The 15,133-nt window shown below is 34.3% G+C and carries 19 protein-coding genes and 1 tRNA gene; 11 read left to right on the top strand and 9 right to left on the bottom strand.

Annotated features, from left to right (window positions below; all coding sequences use genetic code 11):
- Positions 1 to 164 precede the first annotated feature (164 nt).
- The 3 genes from SHI21_RS16660 (at position 165) to SHI21_RS16650 (ending at position 2,510) form a co-directional block, all read left to right on the top strand.
- Positions 165 to 854, top strand: coding sequence for a response regulator transcription factor (locus SHI21_RS16660; protein WP_323578039.1), 690 nt, complete (start codon positions 165 to 167; stop codon positions 852 to 854).
- Positions 844 to 2,211: a HAMP domain-containing sensor histidine kinase gene (locus SHI21_RS16655; RefSeq protein WP_323578038.1), complete on the top strand. Its 1,368-nt coding sequence runs from the start codon at positions 844 to 846 to the stop codon at positions 2,209 to 2,211. The genes SHI21_RS16660 and SHI21_RS16655 overlap by 11 nt, the downstream gene beginning before the upstream one ends.
- 101 nt (positions 2,212 to 2,312) lie before the next feature.
- Positions 2,313 to 2,510, top strand: a complete 198-nt coding sequence (locus SHI21_RS16650) for a hypothetical protein (protein WP_323578037.1) — start codon at positions 2,313 to 2,315, stop codon at positions 2,508 to 2,510.
- A 93-nt stretch (positions 2,511 to 2,603) separates the two neighbouring features.
- On the opposite strand, the gene SHI21_RS16645 is transcribed toward SHI21_RS16650, so the two are convergent.
- Both SHI21_RS16645 and SHI21_RS16640 read right to left on the bottom strand, forming a co-directional pair.
- Positions 2,604 to 3,005: a hypothetical protein gene (locus SHI21_RS16645; RefSeq protein ID WP_323578036.1), complete on the bottom strand. Its 402-nt coding sequence runs from the start codon at positions 3,003 to 3,005 to the stop codon at positions 2,604 to 2,606.
- Between the two features lie 140 nt (positions 3,006 to 3,145).
- Complete coding sequence (locus SHI21_RS16640) at positions 3,146 to 3,946, bottom strand: alpha/beta hydrolase (protein WP_323578034.1); 801 nt, start codon at positions 3,944 to 3,946, stop codon at positions 3,146 to 3,148.
- Positions 3,947 to 4,239: 293 nt separating this feature from the next.
- Here SHI21_RS16640 and SHI21_RS16635 point away from each other — a divergent pair.
- A tRNA-Phe gene (locus SHI21_RS16635) sits at positions 4,240 to 4,315 on the top strand.
- 519 nt (positions 4,316 to 4,834) lie between these two features.
- On the opposite strand, the gene SHI21_RS16630 is transcribed toward SHI21_RS16635, so the two are convergent.
- Both SHI21_RS16630 and SHI21_RS16625 read right to left on the bottom strand, forming a co-directional pair.
- Positions 4,835 to 5,578 carry a nitroreductase family protein gene (locus SHI21_RS16630; RefSeq protein WP_323578033.1) on the bottom strand — a complete coding sequence of 248 codons (744 nt, stop codon included), beginning with the start codon at positions 5,576 to 5,578 and terminating at the stop codon, positions 4,835 to 4,837.
- Complete coding sequence (locus tag SHI21_RS16625) at positions 5,523 to 5,714, bottom strand: hypothetical protein (protein ID WP_323578031.1); 192 nt, start codon at positions 5,712 to 5,714, stop codon at positions 5,523 to 5,525. The genes SHI21_RS16630 and SHI21_RS16625 overlap by 56 nt, the downstream gene beginning before the upstream one ends.
- 229 nt (positions 5,715 to 5,943) lie before the next feature.
- Here SHI21_RS16625 and SHI21_RS16620 point away from each other — a divergent pair, with 229 nt between their 5' ends.
- Positions 5,944 to 6,240 (top strand): rhodanese-like domain-containing protein, encoded by a 297-nt coding sequence (locus SHI21_RS16620; RefSeq protein WP_323578030.1) that lies wholly within the window; start codon positions 5,944 to 5,946, stop codon positions 6,238 to 6,240.
- A 138-nt stretch (positions 6,241 to 6,378) separates the two neighbouring features.
- The gene (locus SHI21_RS16615) at positions 6,379 to 6,813 is read left to right on the top strand and encodes a hypothetical protein (protein ID WP_323578029.1); all 435 of its coding nucleotides are present in this window, start codon (positions 6,379 to 6,381) and stop codon (positions 6,811 to 6,813) included.
- Positions 6,814 to 7,212: 399 nt separating this feature from the next.
- Here the strand turns inward: SHI21_RS16615 and SHI21_RS16610 are convergent, their stop codons facing one another.
- Complete coding sequence (locus SHI21_RS16610; RefSeq protein ID WP_323578027.1) at positions 7,213 to 7,398, bottom strand: hypothetical protein; 186 nt, start codon at positions 7,396 to 7,398, stop codon at positions 7,213 to 7,215.
- A gap of 161 nt (positions 7,399 to 7,559) precedes the next feature.
- Here SHI21_RS16610 and SHI21_RS16605 point away from each other — a divergent pair, with 161 nt between their 5' ends.
- Positions 7,560 to 8,246 (top strand): Crp/Fnr family transcriptional regulator, encoded by a 687-nt coding sequence (locus SHI21_RS16605; RefSeq protein ID WP_323578026.1) that lies wholly within the window; start codon positions 7,560 to 7,562, stop codon positions 8,244 to 8,246.
- Between the two features lie 10 nt (positions 8,247 to 8,256).
- Here SHI21_RS16605 and SHI21_RS16600 read toward each other — a convergent pair whose 3' ends face one another.
- The 3 genes from SHI21_RS16600 to SHI21_RS16590 form a co-directional block, all read right to left on the bottom strand.
- Positions 8,257 to 9,516, bottom strand: a complete 1,260-nt coding sequence (locus SHI21_RS16600; protein ID WP_323578024.1) for an APC family permease — start codon at positions 9,514 to 9,516, stop codon at positions 8,257 to 8,259.
- A 127-nt stretch (positions 9,517 to 9,643) separates the two neighbouring features.
- The gene (locus tag SHI21_RS16595) at positions 9,644 to 10,132 is read right to left on the bottom strand and encodes an Hsp20/alpha crystallin family protein (RefSeq protein WP_323578023.1); all 489 of its coding nucleotides are present in this window, start codon (positions 10,130 to 10,132) and stop codon (positions 9,644 to 9,646) included.
- A 356-nt stretch (positions 10,133 to 10,488) separates the two neighbouring features.
- Positions 10,489 to 11,658, bottom strand: a complete 1,170-nt coding sequence (locus tag SHI21_RS16590; protein WP_323578022.1) for a PAS domain-containing sensor histidine kinase — start codon at positions 11,656 to 11,658, stop codon at positions 10,489 to 10,491.
- A 227-nt stretch (positions 11,659 to 11,885) separates the two neighbouring features.
- On the opposite strand from SHI21_RS16590, the gene SHI21_RS16585 reads away from it, so the two are divergent.
- From SHI21_RS16585 to SHI21_RS16570, 4 genes are all read left to right on the top strand, one after another.
- Complete coding sequence (locus SHI21_RS16585; RefSeq protein WP_323578021.1) at positions 11,886 to 12,272, top strand: potassium channel family protein; 387 nt, start codon at positions 11,886 to 11,888, stop codon at positions 12,270 to 12,272.
- Positions 12,273 to 12,358: 86 nt separating this feature from the next.
- Positions 12,359 to 12,829, top strand: coding sequence for a hypothetical protein (locus SHI21_RS16580; RefSeq protein ID WP_323578020.1), 471 nt, complete (start codon positions 12,359 to 12,361; stop codon positions 12,827 to 12,829).
- Between the two features lie 16 nt (positions 12,830 to 12,845).
- Positions 12,846 to 13,226, top strand: coding sequence for a hypothetical protein (locus SHI21_RS16575; protein ID WP_323578018.1), 381 nt, complete (start codon positions 12,846 to 12,848; stop codon positions 13,224 to 13,226).
- 12 nt (positions 13,227 to 13,238) lie between these two features.
- Positions 13,239 to 13,811: an AAA family ATPase gene (locus SHI21_RS16570; RefSeq protein WP_323578017.1), complete on the top strand. Its 573-nt coding sequence runs from the start codon at positions 13,239 to 13,241 to the stop codon at positions 13,809 to 13,811.
- Between the two features lie 7 nt (positions 13,812 to 13,818).
- Here SHI21_RS16570 and SHI21_RS16565 read toward each other — a convergent pair whose 3' ends face one another.
- Complete coding sequence (locus SHI21_RS16565) at positions 13,819 to 15,129, bottom strand: MBL fold metallo-hydrolase (protein WP_323578016.1); 1,311 nt, start codon at positions 15,127 to 15,129, stop codon at positions 13,819 to 13,821.
- Positions 15,130 to 15,133 lie beyond the last annotated feature (4 nt).

Here is a 15,133-nt window from a genome sequence, read left to right as displayed (position 1 = left end):
GCTTTTCAATGTATTTTTTTTAGAGACCACCAATTTTTTCAAAAACAAATAAATCAATCAGATATCTGCTTTTTCACTCGAGGATATAATTAATTTTATCTTAAATCGCCCTCATTTTCACACTTCAAATTGCCCTCTCTCATCTTTATGACTACCATCTATGCATGGATAAAATATTTCATATCTTGATCGCTGAAGATGAACCCACTATTGCTGGAAAAGTAAAACTCTTAGTTGAAGAGTTAAACTGGAGTCCGGTAGTCGTTCATAATATTCCCGACCTCCTGGAGACTCTGTCTTCAAGTAAAATACAATTTGATATTGTGGTCCTCGATCGCATGATGAGTGGCTCGGATTCGGCCGATTATGTGGCCTCATTGCGTATGCAATACCCTGCTTTAAAGATCATTATTTTATCGGCCATCGATTCTTCTTTGGAAAAAGCAAAACTTATTGACCGTGGTGCTGACGACTATCTCGCTAAACCTTTTGAGACGACGGAGTTCCAGGCAAGACTTAAGGCCTTAGTCAGAAGATCAGGATCTGCCGCTACCAATTTAAATTATGAAGTGGCCAATATTTCACTGGATTTAATTCAACGAAGTGTCTCTGTTGCAGGCACGGTCTTAAATTTAACGGCCAAAGAATTCTTAGTTTTACATGCCCTTTGCTCGAGTATCGGAAAAATCTATAGTAAAAATCAGTTGATTGAATCCATCTGGGGATTCTCGCTGGAAAATGAAACGAATGTGGTTGAGTCGACGGTTAACAGCTTAAGACGTAAGCTTGAACAGGCCGGAGCGAAAGCTCAAATTAAAAATACCCGTTACGTAGGATACTGGATTGAAATCTAGATTTTTTCTCATTCTTCTTTTTTCATTAAGTGCTGTAGGAATTTCTCTTTCTATTTCTTTTTCTTATTACCTCAATGCTTCCAGGCTTGAGCTTTTAGATTTGCAGTTAAGAGACAGTGCCATTACCTTAGTTAACTCTGAACTCTCAGATATTAAGAAAATTAATTTCTCTGAAGCTGAACAATTGATTTCTGAAGAATTAGGAAGTGATCGAATCGGGAAAGTTTTTATTATCAGAAATGATAATGATGAAATTCTTTTTAAATCAGGTAGTGCCTCTTTAATGGATATTGACCCACCGAGATCGCCGCAGACTTATAGTTATGATGTCAAAGATCAAACTGTCCGTATTTTAAATTTAAAACTTCCGAAGCGCCCGGGAAGAACTCTGCAAATTGGGGCCGTTCTTGATCCAAGTCTTTTTGACTGGGGGTTGATGTCTAATAAACTGGTGATCTACTTACTTATTACCATCATCCCTATTTTTATTTTTTCATTGGCGCTGACAAATTATCTTTTAAATCCTCTTAAGCTGATGGCCAATCATTTACAATTGGCAACCCATGATATGCAGGAATTAAAACCTGTTCCCAGTCTTCCGAAAAAACTTTTTAAGTACACAAAAAAATCCATCATGAACAATGATGAATTCTCTACCTTGGTTGAAAACACTAACAATTTGCTCGAGAGAATTAACATCAATTACAAAATGACCAAACCCTGGACTTACCAGCTTGCTCATGAAATCAAGACACCACTTTCTATTTTGAGCTTTGATGTTGAATCGCTATCCGATGAAGACTTAAAAGATAAAACTCTGATTAATTCGATGAAAGATCAAATCGATCGCATCTCCATCATCGTCTCACAGTTTCTTGAATGGGCCAGTGTTGAGAATACTCAGCAAAAAGATAATCTCTTCGCACTTAGAATCGCCCACTCAATTGAGACTCAATGTGAAGGACTGGAGAGGATTTATCCGGGAAGACTGATCTATAAAACTAAAGAAGATTTTATGGTGATCTCTAATCCACAACATCTTCAGCAGCTCATTAATAATCTTTTAACTAATGCGCTAAATTATTCGCCGAGTGATTCAAAAGTTTTGATTGAAACTTTTGACAACATGCTAAGAGTTTCTGACTCAGGCAGCGGAATCCCCGCTGAAGTTATTGAAAGGATCGGCCAGCCTTTTAATTGCGGGCCACAACTTCCACAGTTAAAACACAAACGCTCTGGTTTAGGACTAGCGTGGATTAACACAATTACAAAAATCTATAACTGGAATCTTGATATTCAATCAGGGGCAAATGGCACAGTTATCACTATTAAATTTACAAAAAATTTAACGACTTAATTCGCGTCATTTAAAGATAAGGAAAATTTTATTTTGTAGTTCTACAATTATTTTAGAGCGAATGTTATGCTGTGAACTAATCATGAAAATGGAGTTTTACGATGAAACATGTCCTTCTAGCATCTGCTTTATTACTTTCTTTAAACGTTGCTCAAGCAAAAAAAGTATCACATAAAAAAACAGCTAAAATCTCTAAAGAAGAAGCTCGTGAACTTTGCCTGACAACTAAAGGCGCTGAGCTTTCAAAGAAAGATCTTAAAAAATGTGTATCAAAAGCTATGCGTACTGGAAAAGTTTAAGAGCACTTTTCTAGACCACGCATGTGACTCCTAGGATGATCCCCTTCTTTAGCCTATTGAGAAGGGGATTTTTTTTATCCAAAAAGGTCTAAATTAATCGTTAGAACAAACTGGAAGCTTTGCCACCATTGATTCAATTAACTTATCTTGAGCAGCATGACGGAAGCTCTTGTCTGCAGAATAAGTGTAAACCTGATCCGCCCCTTTCGCTTTCTTTAAATACTTAGCAAAAGTTAGAGTTGTCTTGGCCGTTTTCTTAGCTGACTCAGAAGTAATAATGATTGTTCTGAATCCTAGAGCGTATGGAAGTTCTGGAGTTAATTTTTCAACTTTAACTAAGTCATATCCTTTTGGATTTAAAACTTCTCTTTCCACTCTTTCTGTAAGAACTGGATCAAGGTCAGTTGCTCCACCAGTTACTTGGTAAAGTTGGCAAGTACCAGCGTATGTTGAAAAACTAAGTGTAGAAATTAAAAGTGCAGCGAATATCTTCATGCGAATCTCCTGTTTAGGTCGTGATTGGCCGCAAATTAACATTTAATATTCACTAAGAAAGTGAGGATGAAATAATTTCACAGGATAAGTTATTGAACTCACGCCATGATCAGTTGAAATAACGTAAATCTTATCTTGGATTAGATCCAGTTGATCTTCTTTAAATATTTTTTAACGTGGGCCGCCCCCAAAGCAGGCTCGTGGTGAGGAAGTCTTGATGGTTTTTCCATTGTCACAATATTTCCTTTAGCGATCAGCGCTTCCATAAAGCGCTCCATTCCATCACCGCCAACAACAAGATCGTCGTCACCGCTGATTAAATGAATTTCCTGATTCGTAATTTCGATATTATTTTTTTCGTCCTTAATCCAAGGGAAAACATTGTCTGGTTTTAATTCCGGAGACACTAATTGCTCGCGCACTTTTAAAGTAGATTTATAAAAAGGAGTATCAAATAAATGGACCACACCTTTTGGTGCCATTCCCAGACCGACACCGATAGCGCGTTTTTCATAAAGTTCAAATTCTTTCATGGTGATTGCTTTTAATGAAAGCATCGCCCCTAATGAGTGACCCGCAAGGGCCAGTTTCATATTCGCTGGTTCAAGGAAGTGTTCGTTTAGCGGAAACTCTTCTTTAAAAGCGCTGGTTAGCCCTTTAAAGGCCTCGAAAAATAATTCATGAGCATGAGACTTAAAATATTCGAAGTCGTTCACCTCGGAGTAATTTCCCTGATAGTGCCCGGGGATATCAAATAGCGCGCACGAGACGCCTACTTCACTTAAACGAATGGCCCAATTAATGATTGAACTTTTATCAGCAGTATATCCGTGGGTCATCACAACGAAAGTTGGTTTTACTTCTTCCGTAAGATCCGGAAGGAAATACATGACGTTGGTTTTTTGGTCGGAGTAAGGGAGATAGTCTTTTAAAATCTTCATGCCGGCATTTTACAAAAAAGATGGTGTATTGTCTCTTACTCTAGTGTTTTCAAGTTTAGGAACGATGCCTTTATTTTTTGTGAAATAACTTAGAAAAATTGCTTTAAAAAATCTCCTTTTCATTGGGGGAATGAGACCTTTACGTACATTTAACACAGCTCGTGATATCCTTTGTCCGGAATCTGAAAACATTAAAAAATCAATTTAATTACAATAATATGAAGAGTTTTGTTAAAAATCATTTGACGAAATCACTCAGATCACTTATTTTTTAGACTCCAAAAAATGGTCTTGCCCGGGTAGCTCAGTCGGTAGAGCAAGGGACTGAAAATCCCTGTGTCGGCAGTTCGATTCTGTCCTCGGGCACCACATTTGGTTATAAAAACCTTCTTAGAAATAAGAAGGTTTTTTTTTGCCTTTTTTCCAAAGACATTCCTAATATACCTACATTGCATTCATTTCTTGTAATTATTTTTTACCCTTTAAATAATTACGCAATTCCTGCGAATTTTCTCTGTAACTCTTCTCATCACCAAATTCAGAAAAATTTTTGTAATAATTGTGATGATCAATAATTTTTTGAAGATGCTTTATAGGGCAAAAATATTGTTCAGTCCGCGAAGCAATTTCTCGAATATAAGCAATCAGGCCATTAGCATAAGCACAGTAATTGCAATTTATTTTTTCAAAATAACTAAGATACGGCAAACGACCTCTATCAAAGAAGATATAGTGCACGCGAGAGACTTTTTCAATTTTATACACCGGGAAGCATATAAATTGATAAAAGCTTACCCAAACATCAATAAGTATCAGAAGAAAAAAAAGAGAATAAATGACAGGTAAAACTAAATAGTTTTTCAAAATTTAAACTCGGTAAGAGGACAGTTAATGAATCCATTTAATTAATGGACGCTGTCTCTCAACATAACTCTCGTTATCAGATGGATAACCAACAACGATAGGCAGAACGGGCAAATAGCCCTTAGGAATATCTAATGTCGTTCTTATTTCATTTGTTCGAAGGACAGGCAACGATAACCCAATAGGACAGGTTCCTAACCCCATTCCAATTGCAGCCAGCATAAGATTTTCACCGGCCAAGAAGCAATCGGCCTCTGGACTAGTCTCCTCTTTCATTGAAATATTCTCATCTTCACGTGCACATATAATGATAAGAACTGGAGCATTATAAAATATATTAAATTCTTCATTTTCTAGAAGAGGTTTCAGTTCGCCTATTTTATGTTCATTTTTATCTAATGAATTTAAAAAATGAGCTTTAGATTTTAGAGAAATCTTTTCTAACAATTGTGAATTTGAAACAATTATAAACCCCCAAGGCTGACGATTCATCGAGCTTGGCGCACGAGTTGCGAGCTCAATTAGCATCTTGATAAGTCCTTCTGAAACCATTTTTTTAGTATAAGATCTTACTGAATGTCTTTTTTTTATTACCGTAAATATATCATTAGAATTGTTAATCTCTTTTAAGTCCGTATCGACTTCCATTTGTAGTGACATTCTTGCCTCCAAACGTATAAATATTAAATCAATATAATTATCGACAAGAAAACTATCTTCTTTTTTTATTAGATTTAATTTTTCCGTGATCAGGATTCCCTTTTGCATTATACGAAGATCCTGAATAAGCACTATCAAATGATTTATCAATCAATGAATTCTTCTTCTTTTTATCGGCTTCCGTTTCATCTCTAAAAATTTTTGCTTTAAGTGATCTTAATGGTTTTTTTAGTGTATTTTTCATTTGCTCTCCTTAATTAAAATTGATTCTCATTTCAAATTACCTTGAATCACGACCTTCCCAAATGACAAATGTCAGATTGATAATTATTTTTTATTCGGCATTAGTTATGCATCTCTATAGATGAGACATTTAACCAAATGGAGTATTTATTAAAATCATATCTATACTACTTTTTATTTCACTTGCCTTCGCTGCGGCAATCGAAAAGATTGATCCGATTAAAACTAAAATGCTACTAGACAACAAGCAGGCCATTGTCATCGATGTCCGAGAACCAGAAGAAACATCCTTTGGAATTATCCAAGGGGCATTGCTATTACCAATGTCTGTGATGAATCATAATCGCGCTCTATTCGAAAAAGAGATAAGCGCAATTCCAAAAGATAAAACAATTGTTGTCTATTGTGCTTCAGGAAGAAGGGCCCAGCTCGTTGGTATTGAGGTTGAAAAACTGGGGCATAAAGTTTTAAGTTTGGGGGCATTTAGTTCGTGGGTAGATGCTGGTCTGCCGGTAACAACAAAATAAATCTCAACTGCCTCACTACAGTTAGCACTTAAAGAACTTAAAAAAATGACTTCGATCATATTTATAAATCAATAAATTAATTACTATTTAATGGAGCAAGCGCTGTAGACAACAAAGCGAGACAAGGGAGAAAAGAAAATGAACTATACATTAATTCGTGATTATAAAATTTCTAGCTTCAAAAATTATAACCTAATCGAAACTTATATTTTAAAAAAATCTCACCCTATTTCAATAATTTTTGAAATCATTGGAATTGTTTGGATTACATATTATTTATGGTACCACTTATGGCCATATGCTTTAATTGTATTGCTTCTAACAAAAACACTTTCATTTGTATCCGTTTATAATGTTAACACTGACAATATTGCTCATACTCTTATTGGAAAAATAGCGCTATTGCATCTACATCCTGTAAATTTACTAATCCAATTATTTGGTTTTGGAATATATCTTATAGGCGTATGGAACCACTCGGTAGAAGCTTTATTATTCAGTGTAAGTATCATTTTTCTTGGACATTTATGTGGGTGGAAAAAAGTGAATCCAAATCTATCAACAGAATCCTGACAATTAAATGGAAGAAAACATTATGAATGTAAATATTAATAAATTTTATACTATTCACAATATTTCCACTTCAAACCGTATAATTTTTTCGAGTCTATCAATCGACATATTAGGTTTTTGTATTTTTATATATTACATTTGGGAAAATAAAATATTTTGGGCGATTAGTGCCTGGGTTTTATTTAGAATTCTTTCATTTACGACATCACTAATATTTAATAAAAATAAATTCTCCTTTATTGCTCCCAAAGAAGAAAATCAAGAAATCCTATTTCTGTTATGTAAAACACTTGCTTCTCTCATGTTATATTATGGTGTTTGGCTGCACTCATTTGAAACAATCTTCATTGCAATAAACTTACTTTTACTCACTTACTTAATCAGCTGGGTAAAAATTATCTATTCCGGCCCCTGATCATCTCTAATTGATGCAGAAGTTGGAACAACTACTGCTTTATTTTTTTTACGCAAAATAGTTTTAACTTTCAACTTAGCATCATTCAACTTAACATTAACGGCCAAAGCACATGCCACACCTTTCTTAAACTCTTCATTTTTTTGATAATCTAATTTTAAATTTTTCATTATTCACCTAGTGTTATTATAATTAAATAAAGCTTGCACATTTTTCATGGATAGAGAAATGACAATAATCATAAATTATTAAAATTAAATTAACTTAAGGTGAAGGAGACATTTATATCTTATATAAAATATAACGGAACTAAGCACAACCGGAGAAATAAATGGAAAGTTGTCAAAATTGTCCAGCGCTAAAAAAAAGCATATTTTGTAATCAGCATAATTCGGGGCCAGGTGATTATCCAATACAAAAAAGGCAGCTATATTTAAAAAAAGGACAAAGTCTATTTACTCAGAATGCGACTCTCAATGGAATTTACTGCATTAAAAAAGGAAATATCAAGGTCGTAAAATCTAACAACAATGGCAACGAAACAATTTTAAGAATTGCAAATGCTGGAGATATAATTGGAGAGGACATATTATTGGAGAATAATGAGTTTGATAAAACGGGCATTGCAATTTCAGATGCTGTAGTTTGCTACATTGATAAAAAATCATTTAGCAAACTTATTAACAATAGAAACATCGGTCTGAATCTATTAAAAAAAACGCTCGATGTATTAAAAAAAGCTGAAGAACATATTTGCTCTTGTCATCAAAAGAAAGTTATTGAACGCTTATCTGAGCTTCTGCTAGATTTCAAAAAAAATGTAGGTTCGTATGAGAATGAAAAATGGAAGATAGACTTGAATCTAAACCGGGAAGAACTGGCGATGCTAATAGGGACGGCCCCTGAAACGGCCATACGTGCATTTTCTGAGCTAAAAAAAATGGGAATTATTTCAGGTCAAAAAATAGTCTACATCCTCAAGGAAAAAGAATTAATATCTATGGCAAAAAATAATTAATACATAAATCCTATTTTTTTAAATTAGCATAGAGTCTTATTCCCCAATAATAGCCTGAGCTAATGAGAACAATCAAAAGTGCAGTCACATAGATTATGACTTCAAATTGCATACACATTACAAGACAAATAAGAATACCTAAAAATGATATTAATGGGAATGATCCTATATTAAGGGGAATTAAATAAGGACGTTTTAAATGGGATTTAGTATAACGAAGTACTATCAGCACTATATTGACTGATATGAATGCCACCAAAGTTGCAAATGATGAAAAGCTAACAAGCATTTCAAGATTTTTTAAATACAGAAAACCGCAAGAAATAACCAAGACAAAAAATGAGGCAATATGAGGGATCATATGGGAACTATGAACTTTCCCTAAGAAACGTGGCAAATCCCCTTCGCGTCCCATACTAAAAACCATTCGTGATAAAACTAACATCGTAATTAGAACAGTATTCGCAGTTGAAAATAAGGCGATGCCTGCCATAACTCTACTCAATGAAGGAGCAGCATTGCTAACAGCATCCGCAAGTGGAGAACGGCTCAATACAAGGACTTCAGGCCTTATTAATCTTATGACGGCAAAACTCACGGCCAAATAAAGTACAGTCGTTATACCAAGGCTAAAAAAAATGGCCTTGGGAATATCTCTGCTTGGATCCCGGGCCTCTTCAGAGAGATTAACAATTTCTTCAAATCCCAGATAGATAAAAAAGATGAGTGATGTTGCAATTAAAGTACCTTTGTGGATATTAAATATTGGTTTGGAGACAGGGCCATTCAAATTAAAACCAACCCAAATAATTAATAAAATTCCTATTAATTCAATAAAGGTAAAAAGTATATTAACCCGATTGGATTGTTCAATTCCATAATTATTAATCAAAGTACAAATTAGCATCAGGCCAATTGCAACCAAATAGATAGGGACATTAATAAAAAATTGCAAATATCCAGCAAATGCAAGTGCAACTGTTGATGAAATAGCTGCGCCTCCAAAAAATAACATCATGGCCATGATAAAACTCAAATAAGGAATTTTTGGAAAAGCATTACGAATATAGATATACTCTGCGCCGGCCGACGGATACATAGTTGATAATTCACAATAGGAAAAAGCAGTACAAACTGCAGCGAAGCCTGCCAGGATAAAACTAATCCACAATGTCCCGCCCGCATGGCCATAAGCTATACCCGTAACAGAATAAATTCCTGCTCCAATAATAGTCCCTATACCAAAAATGCTTAAGCTAAAGACGTTCAAACTTTTTTTAAATGTAGTCTGATTTATAAAGACTCCATACTTAGAAAACGCCCTTTTTTATCATTTGAAAGAATGACAAAACAAAGGCCAGGACTGCCAAAGGCAATACTGGCCCATTAAAAACTTACTAATGCTTAATCGCAATTTTCTTATGGTTCTTCTTTGCCAACTCACTTTTATTCATTTCAATATGCAAAACTCCATTTTTTAATTCGGCCTTTACACTATCCATATCAACATCACTTGCTAGATAAATATCTCGACTAAAAGATTCGTGACTACGCTCGACGCAGACATACCCTTTATTCTCATCCTTGGTTTCAGTATCTACTTTTCCACTAATCGTTAGAATATTATTACGGACATCTAGATTGATATCTTTATCACTCATACCAGGAACATCTGCATCTATTAAATATTTGTTTTCGTCCTCTTTGATATCTATTGTGGGATAAACACTCGAGGAGAAATTTAAAGGTGATGAAAACTCCCCCAAATCAAAAAAGTTGTTCATCAAAGAATTCATTTCTCTTTGTAAAGTACTCAAATCCGAACCGAATCTGGGATTATAAGTCACTGGTGCTTTGTTTCTGTGCTTAAACGGCGTTAAATGCATAGGTCCTCCTTGATACCAAACTCTTATTATTAATTGTTTGGATAATGATTTATAAATATGCCCTGATAAACAGGTTTATCTTTTATCTTTAAGTCCTCTCACAATGATCATATCTCAATCCAAGAAAACATTAATCCCAACTGCAAACCTGCAGTTGCCATAACAAATATCTTAGATATTTTATTTTCAATATAACAATTGTCATATTTCAGAAAAATATTTTATATATATTGGAGGGATCTAAAAAAGATTTATCAAATAAGACTGAATATGAATTATATGCACTACATAGGATTATATAGAACTATTCTGAAACTAACTTTCTCAACCACTTCACTAACAATTTACTTTATGACTTAAGTTATATCACTTGCTGTCTGCTTCGGAAGCCTTACTGTAAAGATTGTACCATTTTCGTGGGTACTCGTAACGACAACATCTCCATGATGTGATTCTGCCATTCCTTTAACAATTGTAAGCCCAATCCCCCAGCCTTTCTTATGACTTTTTTGCGCTGAAAAAGTTCTTTGAAGATAATTAAATAAGTTAGACGCCTCATCTTTTTTTATAATCTCCCCCCAATTCTGAACCTGAATCTTCAATTCCTTTGCATCAGTGATAATAGCAACTTTTATTTTTCGGTTATCGCCATACTTAATTGCATTGATGCATAAATTTTCTATAATTCTCTTAATTCCTGATGATGACCAGACACCAACTCCATCTCCATGAATATATAACTCGAATCGTTCCCCATATACTGCAACGAGTTCGTCGATTGTTTTTTTTGCAATATCGTTGGCATCACATAACTCCATCTGAACATCTATTTTTTGCCCGGCCCTAATTTTGGTTGCATTCAGAAGATCAATAATCATCTCATCCGTTCGATTCAGATTATTTATAATCATTGAAGCAAATTTTTTTACTGATTCGCGATTATCCATATTTCTTAAAATCATTTGTGCTGATAGTTTTGCAGCAGTCAGAGGAGTCCGCATATCATGAGTGAGAGATGATACAAATCGCTCACTCGTTTCTTGATTTATTTTAGTTTCAAGAATTTCTTGAATATTTTTTATATTCTCGTCTTCTAATCTCTTTTTTTCAGTTATATCGTAACGGATTGACAAAAATTCACGAGGTCTCCCGCTCTCATCTAAAATTGGAACGATCGTTGTAAAGACCCAGTAATAACTGCCATCCTTCGCCTTGTTTTTAATTTCACCCTTCCAAATTTTCCCCAACCTAATGGTCTTCCATAAATCGACGAAAAACTCTTTTGAGTGATATCCTGAATTAATAATATTATGTTGTCTGCCAATTAGCTCCTCTCTGCGATATCCTGATATTTCACAAAACTTATCGTTAACATAATTAATTTCTCCAGATAGATCAGCAAAAGCAACTATCGAAGATTCGTCTATAGCATGCAAGAGATCCTTCGCTTTTTTTTCTGAATCCTCTACAACAAAACTTAATTTTGGAGATACCAAACTAGAAGTTTCGAAATTGGCATTACTCATAAATCCTCCAACACATAATTGAACCAATCATATACACGTTATAAAGATGTAATAAATATCATAGTTTTAAATTGAGGTTAGATTATATGCTGAGTAATACTTATAAAACAAAAAATGAATTATCTAATATAAATCATGTTCTTTCATAACCATATCGTGACAAAATCCCAATGTTGTAATTTTAAATGAGCAATCGTTTAAATTTTAATATTCCCAATAGGGTAATAATGAAAAACGCTACAAAAGAAAAAAAGCACAGATTAATTCTTATGAGTCTAAATTTTTTTCTCGCAGAAATCTTTATACTCATCAAGAGTCCTGTTTTCGCATTACTTACAATATTAGGTAACGTAATGATAGGTACTTTCAGTCTGGCATTTTATTTTTTTGAATTAAATCACAATGTTAAAATTCATAGTTATTTGGATGCTCTATGGTGGGGAATGGCAACAGCAACCACAACCGGATATGGGGACATTACTCCAGTTACAATTCAAGGAAAAGTTCTCGGCATCATTCTAATGCTTACAGGCATGGCATTGTTTGCAATGTTTACTGCTTTATTTGCAAAAACAATTCTAAATAGCTCCACTTATTATCGTCACGAAGACTAGAAACACTGAATTTAATATATTATTAAGATGATTAAAATCAGTGATCGAGTTTGATATTTGAAATAATATAAAATCAGGAGAACAGCATGAGACTTATTTTTATTCCGACTATATTGCTACTCATCCTCACTACGGGGTGTGCTGAAAACAGTATAGCTAAAAAAAAGGTTGTGGCCGAAATACAAAATGTCCCAACTCAATACCATGAAGAAGTTGTTATTACTCCGAGAGAATTGATACTAAGCTCTGCTGAACTAACTCCAACTCAAAAAGAAAAACTTTTAATAATAGAAGAAAACAATAGGGATAAATACACTCGAATCACAGATGAAATTGAAAAAACTAAAATTGTTATGATTCAAACAATATTAAAACCAAAGATGGATCAAAAAGAATATCAAATTTTAAAAAAGAGATTGTTAAAACTTGATCAAGATAGAATAGATAATGGTTTTGCCTCAATTGCTAAGGCAAGAGATGTAATCGCTCCAATGGAGAAATTACAAAAAACTCAATTTGATGATATCTTTTTTCATAACATGGTAAAAGGTATGTAACTTTTAAGGAGATTTTATGACTTACAAAACAATTTGGATAGATCATCAACAGGCCTATATTTACGAATTTTCATCGCAACATAAAGTGTTTGAAAAATATTTCACAAAAAAAGCAGATACGAAGAAAATTGAGTCTCCAAGAAAGTTTACACATGGAAAAGAGCATCAGAAAATGTTTTATCATGCTATCGCAAACGAACTAGGCAACCCAGATCACGTTCTCATTCTCGGACCAGGAACGGCCAAAGATGAATTTAAACATCATTGTGAATCACATAATCATGAGAAATTGGCACATAAGATAGTTTCAACAATACCAATGAGATCTCATCCTCGAAGATCCGAAATATTAAAATTTTCTAAAGATTACTTTGATAAGTATTTCCATTTGTCTTAAGAAGAAAAAATTATGGATTTTAATATTAAATACGTAGTCATTACAGGTGGTCCTGGAGCAGGAAAAACAGCAGTCCTCGAAATGATCAAAAAAATGAATCTGCTGAATACTACAATTTTACCAGAAGCTGCGTCTATTTTGTTCACTGGTGGATTTTGGAGACTTCCAAGTAAATCTGGTCGGGCCTCAGCTCAAAGGGCCATTTTTAATGTACAAAATGAAATGGAAACTCTAGTCAAAGAAGAGAATAAATGGAATTTTGCTCTCTGTGATCGTGGAACTCTAGATGGTCTTGCCTATTGGCCCTATGATGAAGACCTCTTCTGGAAAATGAATCACACAAGCTTATCAAAAGAACTATCCAAATATGCTGCTATTATTCATTTACGGACACCAACTGAAACTCAAGGGTATAATAACATCAATCCACTTCGAATTGAAAATGCTTTAACAGCTAGAGAAATTGATAATAAGATCGCTGATATCTGGAAAGATCATCCGATGTATGTGGACATTGAAAGTTATGATAATTTTCTAACCAAGACACAAATAGCAATTGATCTCGTAAATAAGATTATGAGTTAATTGGTTATTAATAAAGTTTTACTTTCTCATTTCCTGCAATGTAGACATTTGTATATTTTTTTTCTTTAAGAAGCTTCATTAAAATCTCCTTTGATTTTTCCTCTCCATGGTTCAAGTATATTGCCGTTTCTTTCTTCAAGTCTTTTAACCAATACAAAAGTTCTTCTTGATCTGCATGAGATGAAAATGCATCTGAGGTCATAACCTCCCCATGCCAATGGATCTTAACCCCTTCTTCGCTAAAAATAATCCTCTTACCTTCCGCTAGAAGTCTGCCCGCTGTACCTGCTCCTTGATATCCAGGCAAAAAAAGTATTGCATTACTATCACGTTGCCAATTCTCCAAATGCCTCCATATTCTTCCTCCTGAGACCATTCCACTTGAACTAATAATGACGAGTGGCCCATCTATTTTCTGCAAAGAAACCCACTCTCTTTCATTGTCTATGACTTCAATTTCACTGAGAGCATTATTTAAGACCAGTGGCATTCGAGTTGAGTCAGCAAATTCTCTATAAACTTTATTCGCACTAACCATCATTGGACTATCAATAACGACTCTTATTTTCTCTTCAGGATATTTAGTAAAATACTCCGAAATCATTGCGATAAGAAGTTGACCTCTCGCAACTGCAAAACTTGCAATAATACCTACCCTTGCCCCCTCTTTAACTAACTTTAAAAAACGCCCTAACTCTTGCTCGATATCCCCACTTCTATTCTTACCACCATAAGTAGACTCAATAACAACCATGTCGGCTTCAGGGCAAAAAGAAGGCTCCTTTATAATAGGATCATCAAATCGACCCAAGTCTCCAGAAAACACAATTGTTTTTTTACCTTTAATCACAACTGAAGCTGCTCCAAGTATATGCCCAGCAGGAATCAGTTCAATTTGAAGTCCTAATACTTCAAATGCCTCATTATATTTTTTTATTTTAAAAAAGGAGCTGGCCTTAACTGCATCTTCCAAATCATACATTGAATGTAATGGATTATTTTCATGCCCAATAAGTTTTGCACTATCAAGCATTATAATTTGTGCCAGCTTCATGGTAGGCTTAGTCGAATATATACTTCCTCGAAACCCTTCTTTAATTAACCTTGGTATAAATCCGGAATGGTCAAGGTGAGCATGTGTTAATATGATTGCATCTATATCTTTACTGTTAAAATGAAGTGGTGAAATATTTTTCTTAATATTTTCCTCTTCTCCTTGAAACATGCCACAATCAATTAACAGCTTCCCTTCCGGAACACTCAATAGTGTCATAGAGCCTGTCACTCCTTCAATTGCACCTAAAAATTCTATTTCCATATAA

The sequence above is a fragment of the Bacteriovorax sp. PP10 genome (assembly GCF_035013165.1).
Taxonomy (GTDB): domain Bacteria; phylum Bdellovibrionota; class Bacteriovoracia; order Bacteriovoracales; family Bacteriovoracaceae; genus Bacteriovorax; species Bacteriovorax antarcticus.
Note: the sequence above shows the minus strand (reverse complement) of the source record. Positions and strands in the feature narration are given on the sequence as shown.

Coding starts and splice junctions, on each gene's coding strand:
- SHI21_RS16660 (WP_323578039.1), top strand. CDS start 165: ATGGATAAAATATTTCATATCTTGATCGCTGAAGATGAACCCACTATT.
- SHI21_RS16650 (WP_323578037.1), top strand. CDS start 2,313: ATGAAACATGTCCTTCTAGCATCTGCTTTATTACTTTCTTTAAACGTT.
- SHI21_RS16645 (WP_323578036.1), bottom strand. CDS start 3,005: ATGAAGATATTCGCTGCACTTTTAATTTCTACACTTAGTTTTTCAACA.
- SHI21_RS16640 (WP_323578034.1), bottom strand. CDS start 3,946: ATGAAGATTTTAAAAGACTATCTCCCTTACTCCGACCAAAAAACCAAC.
- SHI21_RS16630 (WP_323578033.1), bottom strand. CDS start 5,578: ATGCAAAAGGGAATCCTGATCACGGAAAAATTAAATCTAATAAAAAAA.
- SHI21_RS16625 (WP_323578031.1), bottom strand. CDS start 5,714: ATGAAAAATACACTAAAAAAACCATTAAGATCACTTAAAGCAAAAATT.
- SHI21_RS16620 (WP_323578030.1), top strand. CDS start 5,944: ATGCTACTAGACAACAAGCAGGCCATTGTCATCGATGTCCGAGAACCA.
- SHI21_RS16615 (WP_323578029.1), top strand. CDS start 6,379: ATGAACTATACATTAATTCGTGATTATAAAATTTCTAGCTTCAAAAAT.
- SHI21_RS16610 (WP_323578027.1), bottom strand. CDS start 7,398: ATGAAAAATTTAAAATTAGATTATCAAAAAAATGAAGAGTTTAAGAAA.
- SHI21_RS16605 (WP_323578026.1), top strand. CDS start 7,560: ATGGAAAGTTGTCAAAATTGTCCAGCGCTAAAAAAAAGCATATTTTGT.
- SHI21_RS16595 (WP_323578023.1), bottom strand. CDS start 10,132: ATGCATTTAACGCCGTTTAAGCACAGAAACAAAGCACCAGTGACTTAT.
- SHI21_RS16590 (WP_323578022.1), bottom strand. CDS start 11,658: ATGAGTAATGCCAATTTCGAAACTTCTAGTTTGGTATCTCCAAAATTA.
- SHI21_RS16585 (WP_323578021.1), top strand. CDS start 11,886: ATGAAAAACGCTACAAAAGAAAAAAAGCACAGATTAATTCTTATGAGT.
- SHI21_RS16580 (WP_323578020.1), top strand. CDS start 12,359: ATGAGACTTATTTTTATTCCGACTATATTGCTACTCATCCTCACTACG.
- SHI21_RS16575 (WP_323578018.1), top strand. CDS start 12,846: ATGACTTACAAAACAATTTGGATAGATCATCAACAGGCCTATATTTAC.
- SHI21_RS16570 (WP_323578017.1), top strand. CDS start 13,239: ATGGATTTTAATATTAAATACGTAGTCATTACAGGTGGTCCTGGAGCA.
- SHI21_RS16565 (WP_323578016.1), bottom strand. CDS start 15,129: ATGGAAATAGAATTTTTAGGTGCAATTGAAGGAGTGACAGGCTCTATG.